The organism is Amycolatopsis sp. NPDC003865 (assembly GCF_053605345.1).
The window spans coordinates 199,923-221,583 of sequence record NZ_JBSGJA010000014.1; the positions used below are offsets into that span (position 1 = coordinate 199,923).

22 protein-coding genes and 1 riboswitch are annotated in these 21,661 nt (G+C 72.3%); of the genes, 11 read left to right on the top strand and 11 right to left on the bottom strand.

Translation table 11 applies throughout. The annotated features are described in order from the left end of the window. Window positions 1-21 precede the first annotated feature (21 nt). Window positions 22-1,074: a thiamine ABC transporter substrate-binding protein gene (locus ACWEVP_RS30700; RefSeq protein ID WP_452066038.1), complete on the bottom strand. Its 1,053-nt coding sequence runs from the start codon at window positions 1,072-1,074 to the stop codon at window positions 22-24. 21 nt (window positions 1,075-1,095) lie between these two features. Continuing rightward, window positions 1,096-1,203: riboswitch (TPP riboswitch) on the bottom strand. Between the two features lie 32 nt (window positions 1,204-1,235). On the opposite strand from ACWEVP_RS30700, the gene ACWEVP_RS30705 reads away from it, so the two are divergent. Then, the gene (locus tag ACWEVP_RS30705) at window positions 1,236-1,520 is read left to right on the top strand and encodes a 4a-hydroxytetrahydrobiopterin dehydratase (RefSeq protein WP_452066039.1); all 285 of its coding nucleotides are present in this window, start codon (window positions 1,236-1,238) and stop codon (window positions 1,518-1,520) included. Window positions 1,521-1,596: 76 nt separating this feature from the next. Then, window positions 1,597-1,725 (top strand): hypothetical protein, encoded by a 129-nt coding sequence (locus ACWEVP_RS30710; RefSeq protein ID WP_451968128.1) that lies wholly within the window; start codon window positions 1,597-1,599, stop codon window positions 1,723-1,725. 212 nt (window positions 1,726-1,937) lie between these two features. On the opposite strand, the gene ACWEVP_RS30715 is transcribed toward ACWEVP_RS30710, so the two are convergent. The 3 genes from ACWEVP_RS30715 to ychF are packed head-to-tail and all read right to left on the bottom strand — an operon-like array spanning window position 1,938 to window position 4,127. After that, a complete protein-coding gene (locus ACWEVP_RS30715; protein WP_436393416.1) occupies window positions 1,938-2,405 on the bottom strand; it encodes a hypothetical protein in 468 nt (155 codons plus the stop codon). Next, complete coding sequence (locus tag ACWEVP_RS30720; protein ID WP_452066040.1) at window positions 2,405-2,995, bottom strand: ArsR family transcriptional regulator; 591 nt, start codon at window positions 2,993-2,995, stop codon at window positions 2,405-2,407. The genes ACWEVP_RS30715 and ACWEVP_RS30720 overlap by 1 nt, the downstream gene beginning before the upstream one ends. A gap of 49 nt (window positions 2,996-3,044) precedes the next feature. After that, complete coding sequence (gene ychF, locus ACWEVP_RS30725; RefSeq protein WP_004558846.1) at window positions 3,045-4,127, bottom strand: redox-regulated ATPase YchF; 1,083 nt, start codon at window positions 4,125-4,127, stop codon at window positions 3,045-3,047. Between the two features lie 102 nt (window positions 4,128-4,229). Here ychF and ACWEVP_RS30730 point away from each other — a divergent pair, with 102 nt between their 5' ends. Then, the gene (locus tag ACWEVP_RS30730; protein WP_452066041.1) at window positions 4,230-5,612 is read left to right on the top strand and encodes a bifunctional transcriptional activator/DNA repair enzyme AdaA; all 1,383 of its coding nucleotides are present in this window, start codon (window positions 4,230-4,232) and stop codon (window positions 5,610-5,612) included. Here the strand turns inward: ACWEVP_RS30730 and ACWEVP_RS30735 are convergent. From ACWEVP_RS30735 to ACWEVP_RS30745, 3 genes are read right to left on the bottom strand one after another with little or no spacing between them, the layout of a single operon-like run. Next, window positions 5,609-5,800, bottom strand: coding sequence for a DUF1737 domain-containing protein (locus tag ACWEVP_RS30735; protein ID WP_452066042.1), 192 nt, complete (start codon window positions 5,798-5,800; stop codon window positions 5,609-5,611). The two genes, ACWEVP_RS30730 and ACWEVP_RS30735, sit on opposite strands and share 4 nt — an antisense overlap. Before the next feature lie 21 nt (window positions 5,801-5,821). Continuing rightward, entirely contained in the window at window positions 5,822-8,773 is a 2,952-nt protein-coding gene (locus ACWEVP_RS30740) for an AAA family ATPase (RefSeq protein WP_452066043.1), read from the bottom strand. Next, a complete protein-coding gene (locus ACWEVP_RS30745) occupies window positions 8,770-9,921 on the bottom strand; it encodes an exonuclease SbcCD subunit D (protein WP_452066044.1) in 1,152 nt (383 codons plus the stop codon). Before ACWEVP_RS30745 ends, ACWEVP_RS30740 begins: the two co-directional genes overlap by 4 nt. 227 nt (window positions 9,922-10,148) lie before the next feature. Between ACWEVP_RS30745 and ACWEVP_RS30750 the strand changes: the two genes are divergently transcribed. After that, window positions 10,149-11,063, top strand: a complete 915-nt coding sequence (locus ACWEVP_RS30750; protein WP_452066045.1) for a DNA recombination protein RmuC — start codon at window positions 10,149-10,151, stop codon at window positions 11,061-11,063. 405 nt (window positions 11,064-11,468) lie between these two features. Further along, entirely contained in the window at window positions 11,469-12,386 is a 918-nt protein-coding gene (locus tag ACWEVP_RS30755) for a DUF6542 domain-containing protein (protein WP_452066046.1), read from the top strand. Between the two features lie 414 nt (window positions 12,387-12,800). On the opposite strand, the gene ACWEVP_RS30760 is transcribed toward ACWEVP_RS30755, so the two are convergent. Then, entirely contained in the window at window positions 12,801-13,796 is a 996-nt protein-coding gene (locus tag ACWEVP_RS30760; RefSeq protein WP_452066047.1) for a 4-hydroxy-3-methylbut-2-enyl diphosphate reductase, read from the bottom strand. A gap of 142 nt (window positions 13,797-13,938) precedes the next feature. Between ACWEVP_RS30760 and ACWEVP_RS30765 the strand changes: the two genes are divergently transcribed. From ACWEVP_RS30765 to ACWEVP_RS30790, 6 genes are all read left to right on the top strand, one after another. Beyond that, window positions 13,939-14,661, top strand: a complete 723-nt coding sequence (locus tag ACWEVP_RS30765; protein ID WP_452066048.1) for a lipid droplet-associated protein — start codon at window positions 13,939-13,941, stop codon at window positions 14,659-14,661. After that, window positions 14,658-15,893: an exodeoxyribonuclease VII large subunit gene (gene xseA / locus ACWEVP_RS30770; RefSeq protein WP_452066049.1), complete on the top strand. Its 1,236-nt coding sequence runs from the start codon at window positions 14,658-14,660 to the stop codon at window positions 15,891-15,893. The genes ACWEVP_RS30765 and xseA overlap by 4 nt, the downstream gene beginning before the upstream one ends. Next, entirely contained in the window at window positions 15,890-16,288 is a 399-nt protein-coding gene (locus ACWEVP_RS30775; RefSeq protein WP_452066050.1) for a hypothetical protein, read from the top strand. Before xseA ends, ACWEVP_RS30775 begins: the two co-directional genes overlap by 4 nt. Continuing rightward, on the top strand, window positions 16,285-16,512 hold the full coding sequence (locus ACWEVP_RS30780; protein WP_452066051.1) for an exodeoxyribonuclease VII small subunit: 228 nt from the start codon (window positions 16,285-16,287) through the stop codon (window positions 16,510-16,512). Before ACWEVP_RS30775 ends, ACWEVP_RS30780 begins: the two co-directional genes overlap by 4 nt. Before the next feature lie 85 nt (window positions 16,513-16,597). Next, on the top strand, window positions 16,598-17,647 hold the full coding sequence (gene glpX / locus ACWEVP_RS30785; RefSeq protein WP_452066052.1) for a class II fructose-bisphosphatase: 1,050 nt from the start codon (window positions 16,598-16,600) through the stop codon (window positions 17,645-17,647). An 8-nt stretch (window positions 17,648-17,655) separates the two neighbouring features. Next, window positions 17,656-18,408, top strand: coding sequence for a S1 family peptidase (locus ACWEVP_RS30790; RefSeq protein WP_452066053.1), 753 nt, complete (start codon window positions 17,656-17,658; stop codon window positions 18,406-18,408). 1 nt (window position 18,409) lies between these two features. On the opposite strand, the gene ACWEVP_RS30795 is transcribed toward ACWEVP_RS30790, so the two are convergent. The 3 genes from ACWEVP_RS30795 to ACWEVP_RS30805 all read right to left on the bottom strand — a co-directional run bounded on the left by ACWEVP_RS30795 (window position 18,410) and on the right by ACWEVP_RS30805 (window position 21,469). After that, window positions 18,410-19,399, bottom strand: coding sequence for an NAD(P)/FAD-dependent oxidoreductase (locus ACWEVP_RS30795; protein WP_452066054.1), 990 nt, complete (start codon window positions 19,397-19,399; stop codon window positions 18,410-18,412). 67 nt (window positions 19,400-19,466) lie between these two features. Beyond that, on the bottom strand, window positions 19,467-20,114 hold the full coding sequence (locus ACWEVP_RS30800; RefSeq protein ID WP_452066055.1) for a TetR/AcrR family transcriptional regulator: 648 nt from the start codon (window positions 20,112-20,114) through the stop codon (window positions 19,467-19,469). Between the two features lie 56 nt (window positions 20,115-20,170). After that, a complete protein-coding gene (locus ACWEVP_RS30805; protein ID WP_452066056.1) occupies window positions 20,171-21,469 on the bottom strand; it encodes a lipase family protein in 1,299 nt (432 codons plus the stop codon). Window positions 21,470-21,661 lie beyond the last annotated feature (192 nt).

Consider the following 21,661-nt stretch of genomic DNA (forward strand, 5'->3'; position numbering starts at 1 on the left):
CCCGAGGCGGAGCCTCGGATGTCACTGCTGCACGAGCGTGCGCCATTCGCCGATCCACTTCTCGCGCCCGGCCTGCACCTGGTCCGCCGTGAGCGACTGCGGCTTCTGCGGCAGCGGCGCGACCTGCGCCCAGCCCGCCGGCAGGTCGACACCCTGGCGCGCCGGGTACACGTACATGTTCGCCGCGACCGTCGCCTGGAACTGCTGCGACAGCAGGAAGTCGACGACCTTGCGCGCGCTCTCGGTCTGCTTGCCGTTCGCCAGCACGCCGGCGTACTCCACCTGCCGGTAGCAGGTGTCGAGCAGTGCCTTGGTGCGCGGCTTGCCGTCGTCGCCGACCTCGGCGGCGGGCGAAGACGCGTACGAGACGACGATCGGGCGCGGTCCCTTGCCGGACGAGCCGGAGAAGTCCTTGGTGTAGGCCTCTTCCCAGCCGCTGACGACCTTGAGCCCGTTGGCCTTCAGCTTCGTCCAGTAGTCCTTCCAGCCGGCTTCGCCGTACTTCGCGATGGTGCCGAGGAGGAACGCCAGCCCGGGCGAGGCCGTCGCCGGGTCCTCGGCGACCAGCAGGTCCTTGTACTTCGGGTCGGCGAGGTCGTCGTAGGACTCCGGCGCCGGGATGCCCTTGCTCGTGAAGTAGTTCGTGTCGACGTTGACGCAGACGTCGCCGACGTCGACCGCGGAGAGCCGGTGCTCGGGGTCGACGGCGTAGCGCTGCGGCCCGCGGTCGGCCTCCGGGCTGGTGTAGGGCTCGAAGACGCCCTCCTGCAGGGCGCGGGAGGCGAAGGTCGAGTCGACGCCGTACGCGACGTCGCCGATCGGGTTGGCCTTGGTCAGCACGAGCTTGTTGGTCAGCGAACCGGCGTCGCCCTGCTTGAGCACGGAGATCTTGATGCCCGACTGCTTCTGGAAGGCGTCGAGCACCTCCTGCGGTGCCAGGAAGGAGTCGTGCGTCACGAGGGTGACGGTGGGCGTCTGCTGCGTGCCACCGTCACCGTCGGACAGCGAGCACCCCGCGGCGACGACGCTGACGGCGACGACGGCCGTCGCGGCGCGAACAGCCCTGTGTTTCATCTACCCTCCTGCACTTCGCCGGACGAGGAGGGGAAGCCCTCCCTTCGCCGGCATGATCCGGTCAGGTGCGAACGGTCGCGGGGTGACCCGCCTCTCAGCCCGGCTGACCGGACTCCCGTGGCAACCGTGCAGCGTAGTCCAGGACGTACGACCATGGAGGCATGACGGAAATCTTGAGCGACGCCGAGGCCGACGAACGGCTGGGCGCCGGCTGGACGCGGTCCGGCGCGGTGATCTCGCGCGAGGCCGAGCTGGCGAGCTTCCCGCAGGCGATCGAGGTGGTGGACCGCGTCGCGGTGCTGGCCGAAGCGGCCGACCACCACCCGGACATCGACATCCGCTGGCGCACGCTGACGTTCCGGCTCTCGACCCATTCGGCGGGCGGCCTGACGGCGAAGGACTTCGACCTGGCGGCGCAGATCGACTCGGTGCTCGGCTCGGTGTGATCTCGGTTACTCAGAGTGCACTTTCTCGCGGGTTCGACGTCTCTCGGTAAACGGCTTCTGCTAACGGAGGGATGGCATGACCCAGGCGATCGTGGTCGGTACGGCGGCATTCGCGGCGATGGTGGCAGCGGCGGGCGGCGTGCTCTGGTTCACCGCGCGGGGACGTCGTCACCCGGATGCCGGTGAATTCGATCACAGCCGCTAACGAAGGACATGATCAGCGCGCTGAGCAGGGCGGAAGCATCGATTTCGGCCCTAGGAAACGCCATGAACAGCACCGCCGCTCTCACCCCCGCCCAGCGCGCCTGGATCAACGCCCTCGCCCCCGCGGTGGTGCTGATCGCGATCGCCCTGATGGGCCTGCTCGGCTGAGCCGGCCGCCGGCCTGGCTTCCGGGCCGGGCCGGCTCCCCGCCGCTCAGTAACGCGGCATGTTCGGAATGGCTTTTTCGGCCACCTCGATGAGCGCGAGCACCTTCGGCACGTCGGCCGCGACGTCCTCGGCGGTCATCGACGGAGCCTCGGAAGACCGGTAGGCGACTTCGTTGCGCCGGGCCCGCATCCGGTTGAAGGGCCGCAAGACCGGCCCCAGCGGCGGATCCAGCTGGGCGAGGACCGCCTCGTAGACGGTCACGTGCCCACCCCGGCTCGTCACCCGCAGGCCCTGGTTCTGCAGGACGGCCGCCAGTGCCCGGCGAGCGCTGTCGTAGGCCAGCGTGTAGGCGCCTTCCGGATCCGTGTCCTGCAGCTGCCGCGCCGAAGCTAGGTGGGTGCGGGCCCGGACCAGTTCGGCCTCGGCGGCCTCCCGCGACGCGGGAACGTGCTCGATGGCACCGCGCGCGATGAAGGCGTCGATCCGCTCCCGCCCTTGGTTCCACTGGGGCATCAGGACTCCTGGTCGAGGTTCAGCCGGGCCAGCGGACGGTCGCGAACGCTGGTGAGGAACGGATCCGCCGTGTCCGCGGTCGCCCACGCCTCGGGCGAAATCCGGTGCACGTTGACCTCGCGGCCCAGCCGCCGCGACACGCGCTCGGCCCGGTCGAAGAGCTCGTCCGGATCGGGCGAACCGACGACGAGGACGTCGACGTCACCGGGCGGCGGCCCTGGTTCGCCGCTGTAGCGCGCGGCCCAGGACCCGTAGATGTAGGCCTCGCGCACGCCCGCCAGCCCGGCCAGGGCTTCGGCGAGCAGGGACATCGGCCCGAACGTGACCGCGATGACGTCGCTCAGCGGGCGGTAGAGCGGGGTGTCGGTGCGGGCTTTGACGAGCCGGCTCCGGCCCACCCGCCGGTCTTCCAGGATGCCGCCACCGACGAGCCGCTCGGCTTCGCGCAGCACGGTCGTCGCCGAGACGCCGAACGACTCGGCGAGCTCGGTGATGCTGTACTCGCGCTCCGGGTGCAGCAGGACCAGCGCGAGCAGCTCGCCCTGCAGGCGCGAACGCAGCAGGGGCAGCAAGCTCGGCGAAGCTTTCATTGGACGCAGCATATCCTGCGTCCAATGAAAGTAACAACCAGTAGCCGACTCAGACGTTGAAGCGAAACTCGACCACGTCGCCGTCGGCCATGACGTAGTCCTTGCCCTCCATGCGGACCTTGCCCGCCGCCCGGGCCGCGGCCATCGTGCCCGCCTCCATCAGGTCGTCGTAGGAGACGATCTCCGCCTTGATGAAGCCGCGCTCGAAGTCCGTGTGGATCACGCCCGCCGCCTGGGGGGCCGTCGCGCCCTGGGGGATCGTCCAGGCGCGGGACTCCTTCGGGCCCGCCGTCAGGTACGTCTGCAGCCCGAGGGTGTGGAAGCCCGCGCGGGCCAGCGAGTACAGCCCCGGCTCCGGCTGGCCCACCGACTCGAGCAGCTCGCGCACCGACTCCTCGTCGTCCAGCTCGAGCAGCTCCGCCTCGACCTTCGCGTCGAGGAACACCGCGTCCGCCGGCGCGACCAGCTTGGTCAGCTCCTCGCGGCGGGCCTCGTCGGTGAGCACCGACTCGTCGGCGTTGAAGACGTACAGGAACGGCTTCGTCGTCAGCAGGCTCAGCTCGCGCAGCGCGTCGAAGTCGACTTCCTTCTGCGCCTGGAAGAGCGTGCGCCCGGCGTCGAGGATCTCCTTCGCCTTCTGCGCGTTGTCGAGCGCGGGCTTGTTCTCCTTCTTCGTCCGCGCTTCCTTCTCCAGCCGCGGCAGCGCCTTGTCCAGGGTCTGCAGGTCGGCGAGGATCAGCTCGGTGTTGATCGTCTCGATGTCGCTCGACGGGTCGATCCGGCCGTCGACGTGCACCACGTCGGGGTCGTCGAACACGCGGATGACCTGGCAGATCGCGTTGGCCTCGCGGATGTTCGCGAGGAACTTGTTGCCCAGCCCGGCACCCTCGGACGCGCCCTTCACGATGCCCGCGATGTCCACAAAGGACACCACGGCGGGGACGGTCTTCTCCGACTTGTACAGCTCGGCCAGCTTGTCCAGCCGGGGGTCCGGCAGCGGCACGACGCCGACGTTCGGCTCGATCGTGGCGAACGGGTAGTTCGCGGCGAGCACGTCGTTGCGGGTCAGCGCGTTGAACAGGGTGGACTTGCCGACGTTGGGCAGGCCGACGATACCGAGGGTGAGACTCACGATCCCGCAGTCTACGTGGGCCGCCCGGCCGGGGCCCACGCGCCCAACGCGGCGTCGGATTCTTGCCAGCGACGGCTCTGACCTGCTGGCATGCTCGGATCCATGGTCACATCGACGGAGGCACCGGCGCTCTGGCGCGACGCCGAGCGCTGCTACCGCGTGGTCACCGCCCGCGATTCGCGCTTCGACGGCCAGTTCATCATGGCGGTCCGCACCACCGGCATCTACTGCCGGCCGTCGTGCCCGGCGTCGACACCGAAGGAGCGCAACGTCCGCTTCTTCCCGACGTCGGCGGCCGCGCAGGCCAACGGCTTCCGCGCCTGCCGCCGCTGCCTGCCCGACGCGGTGCCCGGCTCGCCGGACTGGAACGTGCGCGCCGACCTCGCCGCGCGGGCGATGCGGCTGATCTCCGACGGGACGGTGGAGCGTGAAGGCGTCCCCGGCCTGGCGCGCCGGCTCGGCTATTCGGAACGCCAGCTCGGCCGGGTGCTCACCGCCGAGCTGGGCGCGGGCCCGCTCGCGCTGGCCCGGGCGCACCGCGCGCACTCGGCGCGGCTGCTGATCGAGATGTCGGGGCTGCCGCTGACGGACGTCGCGTTCGCGGCGGGCTTCTCCAGCGTGCGGCAGTTCAACGAGACGATCCGCGAAGTCTTCGCGACGACCCCGTCACAGCTTCGCGCCTTCGCCGCGTCACGACGTCGGCACGACGTGAGCGGAACCCGGCTCAGTCTCCGGTTGCCGTTGAGGCCGCCTTTCGACGCTCTCGGGCTGCTTCGCTTCTTCGCGGCGCATGCGGTTCCGGGGGTCGAGGAAGTCACCTCGGAGTCTTACGCCCGGACGCTGCGGCTCGCGCACGGCACCGGCGTCGTCCGGCTGACGCCCTCGTCCGACCATGTGCGCTGCGAGCTGCTGCTCACCGACCTGCGCGACCTCGGCAGCGCGGTCAGCCGGGTGCGCCGGGTGCTCGACCTGGACGCCGACCCGGCGGCGGTCACCCGGGTGCTCGGCGCCGACCCGGTGCTGGCCCCGGTGGTGGCGGCCGTGCCGGGGATCCGGGTGCCGGGCGCGGTGGACGGCGAGGAGCTGCTGCTGCGGGCGTTGCCCGACGTTGCGCTGCCGCCCGGCGAGGAGGTGCCGGGCGAGTGGGGTGTGAGGCAGCTGTTCCCGACGGCGGCCCAGGTCGCCGCGGCCGTGCCGGGCCACGCCGGGGTCCTCGCGCTGGCGGAGGGCCGGCTGGACGTGCACGTCGGCCGGGACGCGGCGGAACTGCGGGCGGAGCTGCTGGCGTACGTCGACCTGCCGACCGCGGACCACGTGGTGATGCGAGTCCTCGGCGCCCCGGACGTGCTGCTGGCCGACGACGCGGGTGTCCGCCGCGGTGCCGAGGTGCTGGGCATCCCGCCGGATTCGCTCGGCGAACGGGCCCGCGCCTGGACGCCGTGGTGTTCCTACGCCGGGATGTACCTCCGGCGCGCCGCTGCTTAGCCTTGCTCGCCGTGCCAGAGGAGCGCCTGCGCGACGATCACCTGGTTGCCGTCGAACGTCGCCGCCGGCGAGCCGTGGAGCCGGTAGCCCAGCTCGAGCGCCTCGCTGACCCGGTGGCAGAACTTCGCGTCGTCCGGGCCGGTCAGCAGGCGGTAGCGGGGCAGGCCGTTCGGCGGTTGGTCCGTCATGGCTTCATCTTGTCCGCATCGTCAACCGGCGCGCACCTCCACTGTCGAGCCCGTGCGGGACTTCCGGACCCGCAGCCTCGTCGGGATGCGCTGCCGCAGTTCCTCCACGTGGGACACCAGGCCGACCACCCGGCCGCCCGCGCGGAGCTCGTCGAGGATGTTCATCACCACGTCGAGGGTTTCGGCGTCCAGCGTGCCGAACCCTTCGTCGACGAACAGCGTGTCCAGCAGCGCGCCGCCCGTCTCGCCCGCCACCACGTCGGCCAGCCCGAGCGCCAGGGCCAGCGACGCCAGGAACGACTCGCCCCCGGACAGCGTCTTCGCCGGGCGGATCGTGCCCGAGTAGTCGTCCAGCACGTCGATGCCCAGCCCGCCGCGGGTGCCGCGCGCCCCGGCCGCGTCCGAGTGCACGAACGAGTACCGCCCCTGGCTCATCGTGCGCAGCCGGTGGGTGGCGGCGACCGCCACCTCTTCGAGCCGCGCCGCCAGCACGTACGAGCGCAACGACATCTTCCGGCTGTTCTGCCCGCGTCCGTTGACGACGTCCGCGAGCGCACGTAGCTCCGCATACGCCGCTTCGGCCGGGGCGAGGCCGGCAAGCGCTTCGCGCAGCAAGACGGCCAGCCGCGTCAGCTCTTCGTGCTGGGCGGTCGCCACCCGAAGCGCCGCGTACGCGGAGTCGGCCCTTGCCCGCGCCAGCTGGGCCGCGTCGGCCGCGCGGTCGACGTCCGCGACGTCGTCCGGCGAGATCCCGAACAGATCCGGCTCGGACAGCAGTGCCCGCGCTCCGGCCGCGGCGGCTTCGGCCTCGGCGATGCCCTGTTCCAGCTTGTCGATCTGCTCGTCCGGCAGCATCGCGGCCCGCGCCTTCTTCAGCGACGTGAACCCCTTCGCCTTGACCGCGGCCTCGACCAGCGCGCGCTGCTGGGCGACGCGCTCCCGGGCGCCCGCGACGGCCGTCCGCGCCTCGGCGACCCCTTCCAGCGCCTCCGCCAGCCCGACCAGGTGCTCCCGCCGGGCCGTGACGTCCGCGAACTCGCCCCGCCCGGCGACGAGCCGGCGTTCGCGCTCGGCCAGCCGTTCCTCGATGGCCCGGACGTCGGTCGTGGCCTCGGTCGCCGCCTGTTCGGCCTGGCGGCGACGTTCGGTCCGCACCTCCAGATCGCGTTCCAGGAGGACGACCTGCTCGCCGAGCTTCGCCTTCGCGGCGGCTCGTTCGGTCAGGCCGGCGACCGCGGACCGGGCTTCCGCCAGCTCCGCCGTGATCGACTCGGCCGTGCGCCCGGCCAGCCGTTCGAGCAGCCCGGCCAGCCGCGCCTTCGCCTCTTCCAGCGCAACGACCACCCGCTGCCGCACCGCGTCCGCCGCCTGCTCGGCTTCCTCGGCGGCGCGTTCCTCGGCCGGGTCGACCAGTTCGGCGTCCCGGTTCGCCGGCGCCGGGTGCTCGGCCGAACCGCAGACCGGGCAGGGCGCGCCGGCCGGCAGCGCGGCGGCCAGCTCGGCCGCCATCCCATCGAGCCGCCGCTCGCGCAGATCGAGCCGCCGTTGCCGGGCCGCCTGGTGCGCGTCGACGACCTCGCGCAGTTTCGCTTCGCCTCGCGCGACTTTCGCCTGCGCTTCGGGGAGTTCCGCGGCGTCACGCGCGAACCCCCGCAGCTCGTCCACCCTGGCGCGCGCGCCGTCGAGCTTCGCCTCGGCTTCGGCCGCCGCGAGGGCGTCCGCCCGCAGCTTGGCCAGCTGCCCCGGGATGGCGGCCAGCTCGGTGGTCAGCGCTTCGGCCTGTTGCTGTGCCGTGACGGCGGCCAGCTTCCGGTCGTCCCGCCGCATGACGTCGAGCTGCTGCTGCTCGGCCTCGGCGACGAGTTCCGCGACGGCGCCGGCTTCCTCCCGGGCGGTGGCGGCCCGTGCCTTGAGGTCGCCGGTCGCCCGCGTGCCGTACTCCCGCAGGCGGGCGCCGCGCTCCTTCTCCGCCTGCTCGGCTTCGGTCAGTTCCGCGGTCCGCCGGTCCAGCAGGTCCGCCTCCATCGCGACCCCGGCCGCCCGCCGCGCGGCCGCGACCTCCCGCGCCCACTCGGCGCGTTGCGGCGCCTGCTCGGTGATCTCGACCAGCCGCAGGTGCGCCGTGCGGACCCGGCGGATCTTCTCCGCGCCGGACCGTTCCTCCTGCAGGTAGACATCGGCGCGCTGGGCGGCCGACCGCGCTCGCAGCTCCTCCGCGGTGACCTGCCCGACGCGGTCGGCGGACGCCGCCAGCACGGCGTCGACCCACTCCGCGACGTCGTTCTCGGGCGGGTCCTCCTGGGCTTCCTGCGCGTACCGGGCCAGCAGCTCGCGCACTTTCCCTTGCCGCTGCTCGAGTGCCCGGCCGCGCTCGGCCCGCAGGTCGGCGAACCAGCGTTCGACGTCGGCGAAGCGTTCGGTGCCGAACAGCCTCTCCAGCAGCTTCTCGCGCTCGGCGGTGTCGGACCGCAGGAACCGCGCGAACTCGCCCTGCGGCAGCAGCACCACCTGGAAGAACTGGGCCGCGGTCATCCCGAGCAGCCGCTCGACGGTGCGCGCGACCTCCTCGATCCGGATCAGGCCCTCCGGCGGCAACCCGGCGGGCGCGGCGCCGACCCAGCTCAGCGACACCTTCGCCTGCTGGGTCGTCGTGCCCTCGCCGCGCCGCTTGGGCCGCTGGTACTCCGGGTTGCGCAGAATCTTCAGCCGGTGGCCCTGCACGGTCAGCTCCAGCGCGACCTCGGTGACCTGGTCGGGCTCGGCCAGGTCGCAGCGCAGCCGCTTGGCCTCGTTGCGCGCCCCGGGAACCACGCCGAACAGGGCGAACGCGATCGCGTCGAGCAACGTGGTCTTGCCCGCGCCGGTTTCGCCGTGCAGGAGGAAGAGACCGTCGGCGCCGAGCACGTCGAAGTCGACCACTTCGCGGGCGCAGTACGGCCCGAAGGCTTCGACCTCCAGCCTGTGCAGCCTCATTTCGCGAGTGCCCCCCGGTCGGCCGCCTCGAGGGCCCGGAACAGGAGCTGTTCTTCGCTCTTGGTGGGCGGCGCACCGCGGCAGTCGTCGAGGAAGCTGCGCGAGACCTCGATGTCCGACCGGCCGCGGACGGCGTCGGAGTACCGCAGCGGGGCACCGCTGTACCCGCCTTCGGGTTCCCACTCCAGGTGCACCGCGAACGGGAACCGCTCGCGCAGCCGCCGCATCGCGTCCACCGGGCGGACCGGGTCGGTGACCGTGACCGACAGGAAGTGGTCGAGGAACCGGTCGTGTTCCGGCGCCACCAGCAGCTCTTCGAGTTCGCCGCGCAGGGTGGCGAGCGCTCTCGGTACCGGCAGCTCGTGCCGGCGGACGTCGCCGAGCCCGCCCGCGTCGAAGTCGACCAGCCAGACCGATTTGCGTTGCCGCGCTTCGGAAAACGAGTACGCCAGCGGGCTGCCGGAATACCGCAGGTGCTCGGCGAGCGTCTGTGGCCCGTGGAGATGGCCGAGCGCCACGTAGTCGACGCCGTCGAAGACCGAGCCGGGCACCTGCTCGACACCGCCGACCGCGATCGTGCGCTCGGAATCGGCAGGCTCCCCGCCGGTGACGAACGCGTGCGCCAGCACGACCGAGCGGACCCCGGGCCGGGCTTCGAGATCCGCGCGGATCCGGCGCATGGCCTCGGTGAGCACGCCGGTGTGGCCGCGCGCCTCCGGCACGCCCAGCGCGTGGCGCGCCGGTTCCGGCTCCAGGTAAGGGATTCCGTAGACGGCGACCGGGCCGTGGTCGTCTTCGAGGAGCACCGGCTCGGCCAGCCCGCCGACGGTGGTGCGCAGGTGCAGCCCGCCCGCCGCGGCGAACTCCGCGAACGCGCCGAGCCGCGGCGCGGAGTCGTGGTTCCCCGGCGTGACAACGAGTTGCGCGCCCGCCGCGCGGATCCGCGCGACCGCGGCGGTGGCCACCCGGACGGCCTCGGCCGACGGCACCGCGCGGTCGTAGATGTCGCCTGCCACCAGGACGGCGTCGATCGCCTCACCGGCCACGAGGTCGGCGAGGTGCCCGAGCACCGCTTCTTGTTCCGCGAGCAGGTCGGCACCGTGGAAGGTGCGGCCGACGTGCCAGTCGGAGGTGTGCAGGAATCTCACGGGGGCCAAGGTACGACCCGGCCCCGACGAAAAGGCGCAGGCTCGCCGACTCCTCACTCGAACGTGTGTACTAACACGAGCGTGCCGGACCGGACACGCCCTGCGTGGATTCGATTTGTTCGCAGGTCAGCTACCCAGAGCGACGGATCGGGCGCGGTTTTTGTCGGTGGGGTCCGCCATGATGTCTGCGCGGTCCGAACCAGGCGGCCCGGAGGGAGGAGGCGGAAGTGGCGACAGTGCTGACCACCGCGGCGATCGTGCTCGCGGTCCTGCTGCTGTTCGCCGTCGCGGTGCTGTGGCGGCTGTACAACGACGGGATGCGCCGGGCGGACGCGGCGACCCGGCAGGTGGCGGCCGAGCGGGCGAAGTCGGACCAGCAGCAGCTGGCGTTGCGGCGCTACGAGGTCGCGTTCGCCTCGATCAGCGGTCGCGGCGAACTGGGCGAGCAGGTGTTGGTGGAAACCGCGCGGGCACTGGGGCTGCGCGAGAACCTGCACTTCACGCTGCAGACGGACGTGGGCGGCGGCGGTTCGGCGAAGCCGGACATGGTGCTGCGGGTGGGCGGCGACCGCACGGTGCCGGTGGACGCGAAGGCGAGCATGGCGATCTGGGCGGAGGCGGTGGAGACCGACGACCCGGAGGAGCGGATCGACGCGTTGCGCGCGCACGTCCGGCAGATCCGGTCGCGGGCGGCGGAGCTGGCGGGCAAGGGCTACCAGCGCTGGGCCGACGCGATCTACGGCACGATCATGTTCGTCCCGTCCGACGCGGCCGTGGTCGCGGCGCTGGACACCGACCCGGAGCTGCTGCGCTGGCTCATCGACCGGCGGGTGTTCCTGTGCGGCCCGACCGGGTTCGGGGTGCTGGCGTCGGCGGCGTTGTTCGCGGCGAGCGACCGGACGCTGGAAGCCGACGTCGAGCAGGTGCGCGCCGGGGCGGCGGCCGCGCACCGGGCGGCGGGCGGCGCGGTGGACGCGCTGAACCTGTCGAGCACGCACCTGCAGCGGTTCCTGTCGGCGCGACGGCGGGAACTGGAGGCGCTCGAAGCCTTCCGGGCGACGGTCGCACCGCTGACGGACGCGGCGGGGAGCCCGGCTCCGGTTCCCCAGGTGCGGAAGGGGGACGAGCTGGCGGCCAGCTGAGCGAACCGGGTCGCGGCGGTGGCGAGCCGGCGCGCTGCCGGAGCCGAGATGACTGAACGTCGACAAGACGGGTACCCCAGTCCGTCGACGGCCTCGACCGAGACGGCTTCGCGAGTTGGCGCACACCGAGCGTCGTCTGTCGTCGGAGCCAGTTGTCCGATATGTCCTGTCGGCCGGCTGACCCGCCCGCACCGGGCGCCTGCCTTGACCGCAGGCCTCTCACCTGCGACGACCTGAAACGCACGGCCACGGAAAGGAGACAAACCGGCAGCGCGAGCGAGGGACCGGGCCGCAGCACAGCAGCACCCGGCGGGGCCACTCGGCTCACGCCGCCGGGTGGCGATACACCCACGTCGGCGGCGGTGCTGGCAAGATCTTCACAACCACGAGATACGGTGTTGTCTCGTGACCGCGATTCGCGATCGCCAGAGCGATCCAGATGCCGACGACGCCTCCGTACCGTGGGACGAGCGTCCTGTCGTCGGTTCGAGGCGCGGGCTGCCGTGGTGGGCGGCGGTGCTCGTCGGCTTCGGCCTGGCGATCGTAGGCGCTCTCATCGGCAAACCCAGCCAGGGCAGCATCCCGGTGATCTTCACCGTCTGCTACATCGCCGGGGCCGTCATCGCGGTCTGCGCGGTGCGGCGGCGAGGGCTGTTCGGGCCGATGGTGATGCCGCCGCTGGTGCTGGCCGTCGTCGTGCCCGGCGTGATCCTGCTGACCTCGGGGTCCCAGGGCGACGACATGCTGTCCAAGGCCCTGAACATCGGCACGCCGCTGATCAACGGCTTCCCGACCATGGCGATCACCACCGGCATCACGCTGCTGATCGGGTTCGTCCGGATCTTCCGCGAACGCGACCCCGACGCCCCGAAGAAGGGCAAGGCGGCCGACCGCCGCCGGGCGGACGAAGACGACGAGAAGCCGTCGGCGCGCGCCGCGGCGACCTCGGCCGGGGGCCGTCCGCGGCCGCCCGGGTCGAGCCGCACCGGCCAGACTCCGGTGCCCCCGCGACGCGGCCGTGACGGCGAACCACCGCGGCGGCCCCGCCCGCCCGCGGACGGCGAACGCCGAGCCTCGGGCGACGCCGAGCGCCGGACGTCGCGCGGTGGCGCCCCCGCCGAACGTGACCGGGGCGCGCGCAAGCCGCCGCCGGCCGGCCGGCGGACCCCACCCCCGGCGGACAGGCGTGGCGACGCGGCTCCCCGCCGGCGCCCGCGCCCGCCGGCGGAAGACGGCCGTGACACGCCGCCGCCCCGCCGCCCGTCCGGAGGACGGGGTGCGCCCCCGCGCCGCAACCGTCCCTGGGACGACGAGGAGCGCTGACGACCAGCCGAAAGGGCCGGTCACCTTCCGCGGAGGGTGACCGGCCTTTCGCATGAGCGGCTCGGCCCTGGCTCGGCTCGGCCCTGGCTCGGCTCGGCCCTGGCTCGGCTCGGCCCTGGCTCGGCCCGGCTCGGCTCGGCCCTGGCTCGGCTCGGCTCGGCCCTGGCTCGGCTCGGCTCGGCTCGGCCCTGGCTTGGCTCGGCTCGGCTCGGCTCGGCTCGGCTCGGCTCGGCTCGGCTCGGCTCGGCTCGGCTCGGCTCGGCTCGGCTCGGCTCGGCTCGGCTCGGCAAACCGAACCACTCCGCGGCGCCTGGGCGCACCGCCCGCTCAGTGCCGCGGCACGCGAACCGCTCCCGCCCCGCAACGCAAGCCGGCGGCGGGCCGCGAACGCGACCCGCCGCCGGACGGACCCGCTCAGACCTTCCGCAGCTCCTTGGGCGGCGCGAAGGTGATCTTCTCGTTGGCCGTCGTCACCTCGTTGACATCGCCGTAGCCGCGCTCGGCCAGCCAGTCCAGCAGCTGCATGACCAGCTCGTCCGGGACCGACGCACCCGAGGTCACCCCGACCGTCGTCACGCCGGAGAGCCACGCCTCGTCGACCTCGTGCGCGAAGTCGACCAGGTACGACGCCCGCGCGCCCGCCTTCAGGGCCACCTCCACCAGGCGCTTCGAGTTGGACGAGTTCGTCGACCCGACCACCAGCACCAGGTCGCACTCCGCGGCCATCGCCTTGACCGCCACCTGGCGGTTCGTCGTCGCGTAGCAGATGTCGTCGCTCGGCGGGTCCGCCAGACCCGGGAAGCGCTCGCGGAGCTGGTCGACGCGCTCCATCGTCTCGTCGACCGACAGCGTCGTCTGGGACAGCCAGATCACCTTCGACGGGTCGCGGACCTCGACCTTGTCGACGTCCTCGGCCTTGTCGACCAGCTGGACCTTGTCCGGCGCCTCGCCGGCCGTGCCCTCGACCTCCTCGTGGCCTTCGTGGCCGATCAGCAGGATGTCGTAGTCGTCCTTCGCGAACCGGTTGACCTCCTTGTGCACCTTCGTCACCAGGGGGCAGGTCGCGTCGATCGTGCGCAGGTTCCGGTCCGCGGCCTCCTGGTGCACCATCGGCGAGACGCCGTGGGCGGAGAACACCACCAGCGCGCCCTCGGGCACCTCGGACGTCTCGTCGACGAAGATCGCGCCGCGCTCGCGCAGCGTCTCGACCACGTGCTTGTTGTGGACGATCTCCTTGCGGACGTACACCGGGGCGCCGTAGACCTCGAGGGCCTTCTCGACGGCGATCACCGCGCGGTCGACGCCCGCGCAGTAACCACGGGGTTTGGCGAGCAGGACCCGCTTGCCGGAAGCGGTTCCGGTGATCGTCGGGGTACCCGCGGGCTCGATTCCGGGACTCGCTGAACTCATGGCACCCAGGGTACGGGCAGGTCCGAGACGAACTCGAAGTCCCTTTCGGGTGAGCTTCGTCCCGCCACGGGAGTGTGCCGGCGGTCACGCACCGCGCACTTCCGGTTGGGCACGGACGGCGGTCATGCGGCAGGCTGGACGCATGAAGCCATTCCCGCTCCCCCTCCGGGTCGCCGCGGGCCTCGCCGTCTCCACCGCCGAGCGGGTTCGTGAGCTTCCCCGGCAGCTCGCCGGGCTTCCGGTGACCGTGGTCAGCCAGGTGCTGCAGGCCTCCATGCGCGTCCAGCAGCACGTCACCGAGCTGGCGATCAAGGGCGACAACGCCCTCTCCGGCCTGCGGCCCGTCGAGGACGCGCCCAGCTGGGCGACCTTCGACGAAGACCTCGACGTCCCGCCCGCGCGGCCGAACCTTTCGACGGTCGCCGAAGTGCCCGAGCCCCGTTCGGAGACCAACGGTCACGTTCCGTCAGCGGCCGAACTCGAAGCGGAGCTGGGCGACCCCTGGGCCGACGAGGAGCGCGCGCTCGCCGAGGACCACGCCGACGGCGAGAACGACGCCCCGGACGAGGGCACCAAGCCCAAGCCCGGCACGCCCGCGATCGACAAGAAGACCAAGAGCGAGACGCCGCGGACCAGCGCCGCCGGATACGAGGGTCCCGCCGGGCTGACCGGCTACGACCAGCTCACCCTCCCGCAGCTGCGCGCCCGGCTGCGCCAGCTGTCGATCCCGCAGCTCGAGACGATCCTCGAGTACGAGCGCGCGCACGCCGACCGCTCGTCGTTCACCGGGATGCTCTCGCGCCGGATCGCCAACGCCCGCAAGGCCGAACGGGCCGGCGAAGACGGCCAAGAGAACGGCCAGTGACCGAAACCGAACCGAGTACCGCCGAGAAGCCCTGGCCGGTCCGCACGGTCGCGCGCAAGATCGGCGACTGGATCCACCGGCTCGGCGCCGTCTGGGTCGAAGGCCAGGTCACCCAGGTCAGTTCGCGGCCGAACACGCAGACCGCGTTCCTGACGCTGCGCGACCCCTCCGCCGACGTCTCGATGTCGGTGACCTGCCCGAACTGGCTGATCCGCGAGATGGAACCGCCGCTGCGCGAGGGCGCCAGCGTCGTCGTGCACGCGAAGCCGTCGTTCTTCTTCGGCCGCGGCACGATCAGCCTGCGCGCCGACCAGATCCGCGCCGTCGGCATCGGTGAGCTGCTGGCCCGGATCGAGCGCCTCAAGAAGCTGCTGACCGCCGAAGGCCTCTTCTCGGCCCAGCGCAAGCGGCCGATCCCGTTCCTGCCGAAGGGCGTCGGGCTGATCACCGGCCGCGCGTCGGCGGCCGAGCGGGACGTGCTGGCGAACGCGCAGGGGCGGTGGCCGCACGTCCGGATCAAGGTGCTCAACACGGCCGTGCAGGGTTCGCAGGCGGTGCCGCAGGTCATGCGCGCGCTGCGGATCTTCGACGCCGACCCCGACATCGACGTCATCGTCATCGCCCGCGGCGGCGGCAGCGTCGAGGATCTGCTGCCGTTCTCCGACGAGGCGCTCTGCCGCGCCGTCTCGGCCGCCGGGACGCCCGTGGTCAGCGCCATCGGGCACGAGCCGGACACCCCGCTGCTCGACTACGTGGCCGACCTGCGCTGCTCGACGCCGACCGACGCGGGCAAGCGGATCGTCCCGGACCTGCGCGAGGAGACCGAGCGCGTCCGGCAGATGCGCGACCGCGGGCGCCGGGCGCTGCACGGCTGGGTCGACACCCAGGCGCGGCTGCTGACGCAGCTCCGCAGCCGCCCGTCGCTGGCCGACCCGCTCGGCCCCATCCAGCGCCGCCAGGACGACGTCGAGGTCCACCGCGAACGCGGGCGCCGCGCCATGCTGACGCTGCTCGCCAAGGACCAGGCCGAACTCGCGAGCGCGCGGGCCCGGCTGACCGCGCTCGGCCCGGCCGCGACGCTGGCCCGCGGGTACGCGGTCGTGCAGTTCCTCGATCCCGAAGGCAACCTCCAGGTACTCCGCTCCGTCTCCGAAGTCGAGGCCGGTGCCCAGCTGCGCGTGCGCGTGGGCGACGGCGCGATCGGCGCGGTGGCGGAAGGAGAGCAGGGGTGAGAGCGACGTTCCTCCCGCTCACCGTGGACGCGGCCAGGAGACTGGGCGCGCGCCCGCTGCTGGACCAGGCGGTGCGCACCGACCGCGCGGCCGCCGAGTGCTGGACGGCACTGCTCGCCGGCTGCGGTGGCGCGGCGCGCCGCGACCTGGGTCCGCAGCTGCGGCGGCTGTCCGAGGCGACGTCGATGCAGGTCGGCTCACGCTGGTGGTTCGCCGAAGGGGCCGGGCACCGCAAGCGGGTCGCCGGGGCGCAGGAGAACCTCGAAGAGGCGATCGCGGACGGTGACGGGCAGGAGTTCGCCCTCGCCTTCGTCGGGTACGACCACGCGATGGCCAGCGCGGTAGTGTGCGCGAACAGCGTGGAAGCCCGGAAGGTCGGAGAACACCGAGCGTGAGTGAAGCAGCCGCCGAGGAACTCGGTTACGAGCAGGCCCGCGACCGCCTCGTCGAGGTCGTGCGCGAGCTCGAAGCCGGAGGTCTGTCCCTCGAGCAGTCGCTCGCGTTGTGGGAGAAGGGCGAGAAGCTCGCGAAGGTCTGTGAGCGCCATCTCGAAGGCGCCCGTGAGCGCATCGAGGCTGCTCTGGCCTCCGTGGAGGACGAACCCGGCGACAGCCAGTGACGTTTGCCATGTCTTCGGCATCGGGAAACCGGACAGGGATCTGACAGACTGTTGATCCGCCAGTTCCACGATCCGGGAGGCCGAGATGTCCGCCGCTGAGAGTCGTCGTGAAGCGCCCGACCGCAACCTCGCGATGGAGCTGGTCCGGGTCACCGAAGCCGCCGCGATGGCCGCCGGCCGCTGGGTCGGCCGCGGCGACAAGATCGGCGGGGACGGCGCGGCCGTCGACGCGATGCGCCAGCTCGTCTCGACGGTGTCGATGCGCGGGGTCGTGGTGATCGGCGAGGGCGAGAAGGACGAAGCGCCCATGCTGTTCAACGGCGAAGAGGTCGGCAACGGCGACGGGCCGGACTGCGACGTCGCGGTCGACCCGGTCGACGGCACCACCCTGATGGCGAAGGGCATGCCGAACGCCCTCGCGGTGCTCGCGGTCGCCGAGCGCGGCGCGATGTTCGACCCGTCGGCGGTGTTCTACATGGAGAAGCTGGCCGTCGGGCCGGAGGCGGCGGGCAAGGTGGAGCTCGGCGCGCCGATCGCGGAGAACATCCGCCGGGTCGCCAAGGCGAAGAACAGCAGCGTCGGTGACGTCACCGTGTGCATCCTCGACCGCCCGCGCCACGAGCAGCTCATCAAGGAGGTCCGCGAGGCCGGCGCGCGGATCCGGTTCATCTCCGACGGCGACGTCGCGGGCGCGATCGCCGCGGCCCGCCCGACCACCGGCGTGGACATGCTGATCGGCATCGGCGGTACCCCCGAGGGCATCATCGCGGCCTGCGCGATGAAGTGCCTCGGCGGCGAGCTGCAGGGCCGCCTGTGGCCGAAGGACGACGCCGAGCGCGAGAAGGCCCTCGCCGCCGGTCACGACCTCGACCGCGTCCTGCTGAACGACGACCTCGTCCGCGGCGACAACGTCTTCTTCTGCGCCACCGGCGTGACCGACGGCGACCTGCTGCGCGGCGTCCACTACCGCGAGGGCGGCGCGACGACGCAGTCCATCGTGATGCGGTCCAAGTCCGGGACCGTCAGAATGATCGACGGCTACCACCGGCTCACCAAGCTGCGGGCGTACTCCTCGGTCAACTTCGACGGCCACCTGGACGCGCCCGACGACGACGTCGTACCCCCGCTGCCGTAAGGAGTTCCGTGCCCAGGCGACTGCCGGCCCTGCTGATCGCTTGCTTGTTCGCCCTGGTCCCCGGCACCGCGTCGGCCCACCCCGTGATCGTCGGGGGTGGGGACGCGGACCAGCCGTACCCGTTCGCGGTGTCGCTGCACACGTCGACGGGCAAGCTCTTCTGCGCCGGTGCGCTGATCGCCCCCACCTGGGTCGTCACCGCGGCGCACTGCGCGTTCGACAAGACCCCGCCCGCGATCTCCGCGCGGGCGGGGACCAACGACGTCGGCCAGGGCGGTGAGGTCGCCCAGGTCGCCGGCATCGTCGTGAACCCGGCCTTCAACACGCAGAGCCCGGCGGGCGACATCGCGCTGCTGCGGCTGGCGACGCCGGTCAAGGCGGCCCCGATCGCGCTCGCGACGGCCGCGTCGCCCGGCACCGCGACCCGGATCCTCGGCTGGGGCCAGACCTGCCCGAAGGTCAACTGCGGGCAGGTCCCAACGACGCTGCAGCAGCTCGACACGCACATCGTCGAGGGCGCGAAGTGCACGTCCGTCTTCGACGGCACCGCCGAGCTGTGCACGGACAACCCCGGTGGCAAGTCGGGAGCGTGCTTCGGCGACTCCGGCGGCCCCGAGATCGTCCGCGACGGCGACCACTGGCTGCTCGCCGGCGTCACGAGCCGGCCCGGCAACAACGACCCGCAGTGTGCGACGGCGCCGTCGATCTACACGTCCGTCGTCGCGTACGCGCCGTGGATCGCGGAGAAGACCAAGGCTTGATCTACTCGGCGTTGCTCGAGTGGCCGGGGAACAGGTGCGCGTCCGGGTCGAGCGCGACGGCGATGTTGTTGACGGCCGTCGCCGCCTCGCCGAAGCCGGTCGCGATCAGCTTCACCTTCCCCGGGTACGCGGCGACGTCGCCGGCGGCGTAGACGCGCTCGCGGGCCGTCGCCATCGTCGAGTCCACGGCGATCGCGCGGTGGTCGATCTCCAGGCCCCAGCTCTCGATCGGCCCGAGGTCGGCGGTGAACCCGAGCGCCGCGACGACGGCGTTGGCGGGCAGCCGCTCGTCGCCGGCACCCTTGATCGAGACGTCGACCGCTTCGAGCGAGCCGTCGGCCGCTTCGACGAACCGCGTGACTTCGGCGTCGGTGATGATCCGGGTGCCGAGCTCCCGCGCCTGCCGCACGATCGACTCCGCGGCGCGGAACTTGGCGCGGCGGTGCACGAGCGTCACGCTCGCCGCGACCGGGTGCAGGGCGAGGATCCAGTCGAACGCCGAGTCGCCGCCGCCGACGACCACGACGTGCTGGCCCGCGTGCGCCTGCAGCGACGGGACGAAGTGGACCATGCCGCGGCCGAGCCAGCCGTCACCGGCGGGCAGCGGGCGCGGGGTGAACTCGCCGATGCCCGCGGTGATCAGCACCGCGCCCGCGCGCAGGGTCTCCCCGCCGTCGAGGGTCAGTTCGACCCCTTCGCCCACGCTCTCGAGCTTCTCGGCCTTGCGCCCCAGCAGGTAGGTCGGCGCGAACGGCGCGGCCTGCTTGACCAGGCCGTCGACGAGGTCGCGGCCGCGGACCTCGGCGAACCCGCCGACGTCGTAGATCATCTTCTCGGGGTACATCGCGGTGACCTGCCCGCCGGGCTCGGGCAGCGAGTCGACCACCGCCATCGAAAGGCCGCGGAACCCGGCGTAGTAGGCGGCGAACAGGCCGGTCGGGCCCGCGCCGATGATGACGAGGTCGTACGAATCCCCAGGAACTTCAGTCATGCTCGCTCCAGCCAGTGGTGGATGGCGGTGATCGAGAACACAGCCGATCCTAGCCCGGCCGGGCGGCTCAGGCGGGGATGTTCCGGTGCCCGAACAGGCCGAGCAGCCACGTGTGCCGGATGGCTTCGCGGGCGCGGTCGTAGGCCTCGGCGGTGTCCAGCCAGATGGCCTGGGTGAGCAGCTCGATCGTCGCGGCGACGACGGCGCGCGCGGTGAACGGCGGCGGGAGCGCAAAGCCTGGTTCGGTCGTGCGCAGCCACGCCGCCGTCCGGTCGAACACGGCTTCACTCGCGCGCAGCACCTCTTCACGCGCTTCGAGACCCGCGTCGCCGAGGGCGTAGATCTCCAGGAGGACCGCGCGGGTCACCACCGGACGGCGGCGCGCGTAGCCGACGACGAAGTCGCCGCACGCCGCGACCGCGTCCAGCGGGGCCGGCGCCCCGGCCGCGACCGCGACGCCCTGGCCGAGGAACTCCGCCGTCACCGACCGGTAGGCGGCCAGGAACGCGGCCTGCTTGCCGGCGAACTGCTCGTAGAACGACGTGCGCGAGACACCCGCGGCCGCCGTGACGTGGCCGACGGTCGTGGCCGCGTACCCGCGTTCGCCGACGTTGACCAGCACCGCTTCGATCAGCCGGGCACGTTGCGCCCCGGCCACTTCCGCCCGGCTCAGGCTGTGCGGTCCCTTGGGGAGACGGCGGTCCTGGGTCCTCATCCGCGGCACCGTACCCGGCGGACCGGTCGCGACGACCGGTCCGCCGGGGGGGGTGCTCAGGCCGGCTGTTCCGGGTCCAGCGAGTTGCCCGCCGGCATGTGCCCGCAGCTCGACGGCGGCGTCCGGCCGGCGAACCGGTCGGCCAGCCAGCCGATCGCCGCGGGCGCCCACGCCACCAGGCCGCCGACGTGGCTGAGCGCGTCGTACTGCTGGTACTCGATCGACTTGTTGCCGGTGGCGCAGTACTGGCGGGCCAGCGCCCGTACGTCGCCGGCCACCATCACGCCGTCGCCGGTGCCGATGCCCGGGAGGTTGCTCGTGGTGCCTTCGAGGAACCCGGCGTTGCCCTGAGAGATGAAACCGGGGACCGACGGGGTCGGCGCGGAGCCGATGTTGACCTTGTTCACGGCCTCGACGAAGGGCGGCACCGAGTTCGGGTTCGCGTACTCGGGCTTCGCGATTTTCTGCCACGTCAGCCCTGGGTACCGGCCGAGGGCGCTGATGATCGACGCGTGCTCCAGCTCGTCGAGCACCTTCAGCCCGTACTCGCTCGCGTACGGCCGCAAGTCGATGCCGAAGCCGCGGGCAACGCCGATCAGCGCCATCGGGATGACACCGGCCCACACCGGGCTGCCGCTGACGTACTTCAGGTTGTGCGCCGGATCGACGAGCACGCCGCCTTCGGTGAAGCCGACGAGGTTCGCGTTGACGTCCGGGGCGTAGCTCGGCGCCAGCGCGGCCGCCCAGCCGGTCCCGATCGCCCCGCCCGAGTAGCCCAGGAGACCGAACTTTGTGCTCTTGGTCATCCCGGTCGCGGCCGAGCTCGTCGCGGCGCGGATCGAGTCGAGGGTGGTCGTGCCGTACTCCGGTCCGGCGGCGAAGTCGGCGGTCTGCCCTTCGGTGTCGGGGACGACGACGTTGTAGCCCTGCAGGATTGACGGCAGGAGCAACAGCGATTCGGCGTTGGGCAGGAGCCCGCCGAGGGTGACGTCGCCGGCGATCGCCCGCGACGGCGCGTCGGCGGGGTCGAGCGAGTCGTAGGCCGACTGGTAGGACACGGCTTTCGTGCTGTCGCCGGTGATGCTCCGGACGACCGAGGTGACGTTGGCGGCCGGGCGGCCCTGCGCGTCGGTGGTCCGGTAGAGCAGCTGGACGGCTTTCACCGGCGTCGCGAGCCCGACGACGTGGTAGTTCAGCGTCCGGGTCTTGAGGACCGTTCCGGGGGCGTAGGACGACAGCGGTGCGCTGCCGTCGTAGCTGTAGAAGGAATCGGCTGACGCGGCGGCCGGGCTCGCCGGCGCGGCGGCGAGGGTGAGCGCGAGTGCGGCGGCGAGCGCTGCAAAACGACGGATCATGACTCCCCTTTGAATCATGAAGTGGATCACGCGGATCGCCGTAACCTACCAGCGAGTAGGTGTGGTGTACAGCCGCGTACACGATCGGCGGGCTACCGCACCGGGTGCGGCTGACGCCGAGCCGGTCGCGCAGCTCCTGCTCCGTGACCGCCGGACGGGTGCGCAACGCCACCACGCGCGCGCCGTCGAAGA

What these genes read in the sequence shown, in the direction of transcription:
- ACWEVP_RS30700 (WP_452066038.1), bottom strand. Translation starts at nt 1,074, where the DNA reads ATGAAACACAGGGCTGTTCGCGCCGCGACGGCCGTCGTCGCCGTCAGC.
- ACWEVP_RS30705 (WP_452066039.1), top strand. Translation starts at nt 1,236, where the DNA reads ATGACGGAAATCTTGAGCGACGCCGAGGCCGACGAACGGCTGGGCGCC.
- ACWEVP_RS30710 (WP_451968128.1), top strand. Translation starts at nt 1,597, where the DNA reads ATGACCCAGGCGATCGTGGTCGGTACGGCGGCATTCGCGGCGATGGTG.
- ACWEVP_RS30715 (WP_436393416.1), bottom strand. Translation starts at nt 2,405, where the DNA reads ATGCCCCAGTGGAACCAAGGGCGGGAGCGGATCGACGCCTTCATCGCG.
- ACWEVP_RS30720 (WP_452066040.1), bottom strand. Translation starts at nt 2,995, where the DNA reads ATGAAAGCTTCGCCGAGCTTGCTGCCCCTGCTGCGTTCGCGCCTGCAG.
- ACWEVP_RS30730 (WP_452066041.1), top strand. Translation starts at nt 4,230, where the DNA reads ATGGTCACATCGACGGAGGCACCGGCGCTCTGGCGCGACGCCGAGCGC.
- ACWEVP_RS30735 (WP_452066042.1), bottom strand. Translation starts at nt 5,800, where the DNA reads ATGACGGACCAACCGCCGAACGGCCTGCCCCGCTACCGCCTGCTGACC.
- ACWEVP_RS30740 (WP_452066043.1), bottom strand. Translation starts at nt 8,773, where the DNA reads ATGAGGCTGCACAGGCTGGAGGTCGAAGCCTTCGGGCCGTACTGCGCC.
- ACWEVP_RS30760 (WP_452066047.1), bottom strand. Translation starts at nt 13,796, where the DNA reads ATGAGTTCAGCGAGTCCCGGAATCGAGCCCGCGGGTACCCCGACGATC.
- ACWEVP_RS30765 (WP_452066048.1), top strand. Translation starts at nt 13,939, where the DNA reads ATGAAGCCATTCCCGCTCCCCCTCCGGGTCGCCGCGGGCCTCGCCGTC.
- glpX (WP_452066052.1), top strand. Translation starts at nt 16,598, where the DNA reads ATGTCCGCCGCTGAGAGTCGTCGTGAAGCGCCCGACCGCAACCTCGCG.
- ACWEVP_RS30795 (WP_452066054.1), bottom strand. Translation starts at nt 19,399, where the DNA reads ATGACTGAAGTTCCTGGGGATTCGTACGACCTCGTCATCATCGGCGCG.
- ACWEVP_RS30800 (WP_452066055.1), bottom strand. Translation starts at nt 20,114, where the DNA reads ATGAGGACCCAGGACCGCCGTCTCCCCAAGGGACCGCACAGCCTGAGC.
- ACWEVP_RS30805 (WP_452066056.1), bottom strand. Translation starts at nt 21,469, where the DNA reads ATGATCCGTCGTTTTGCAGCGCTCGCCGCCGCACTCGCGCTCACCCTC.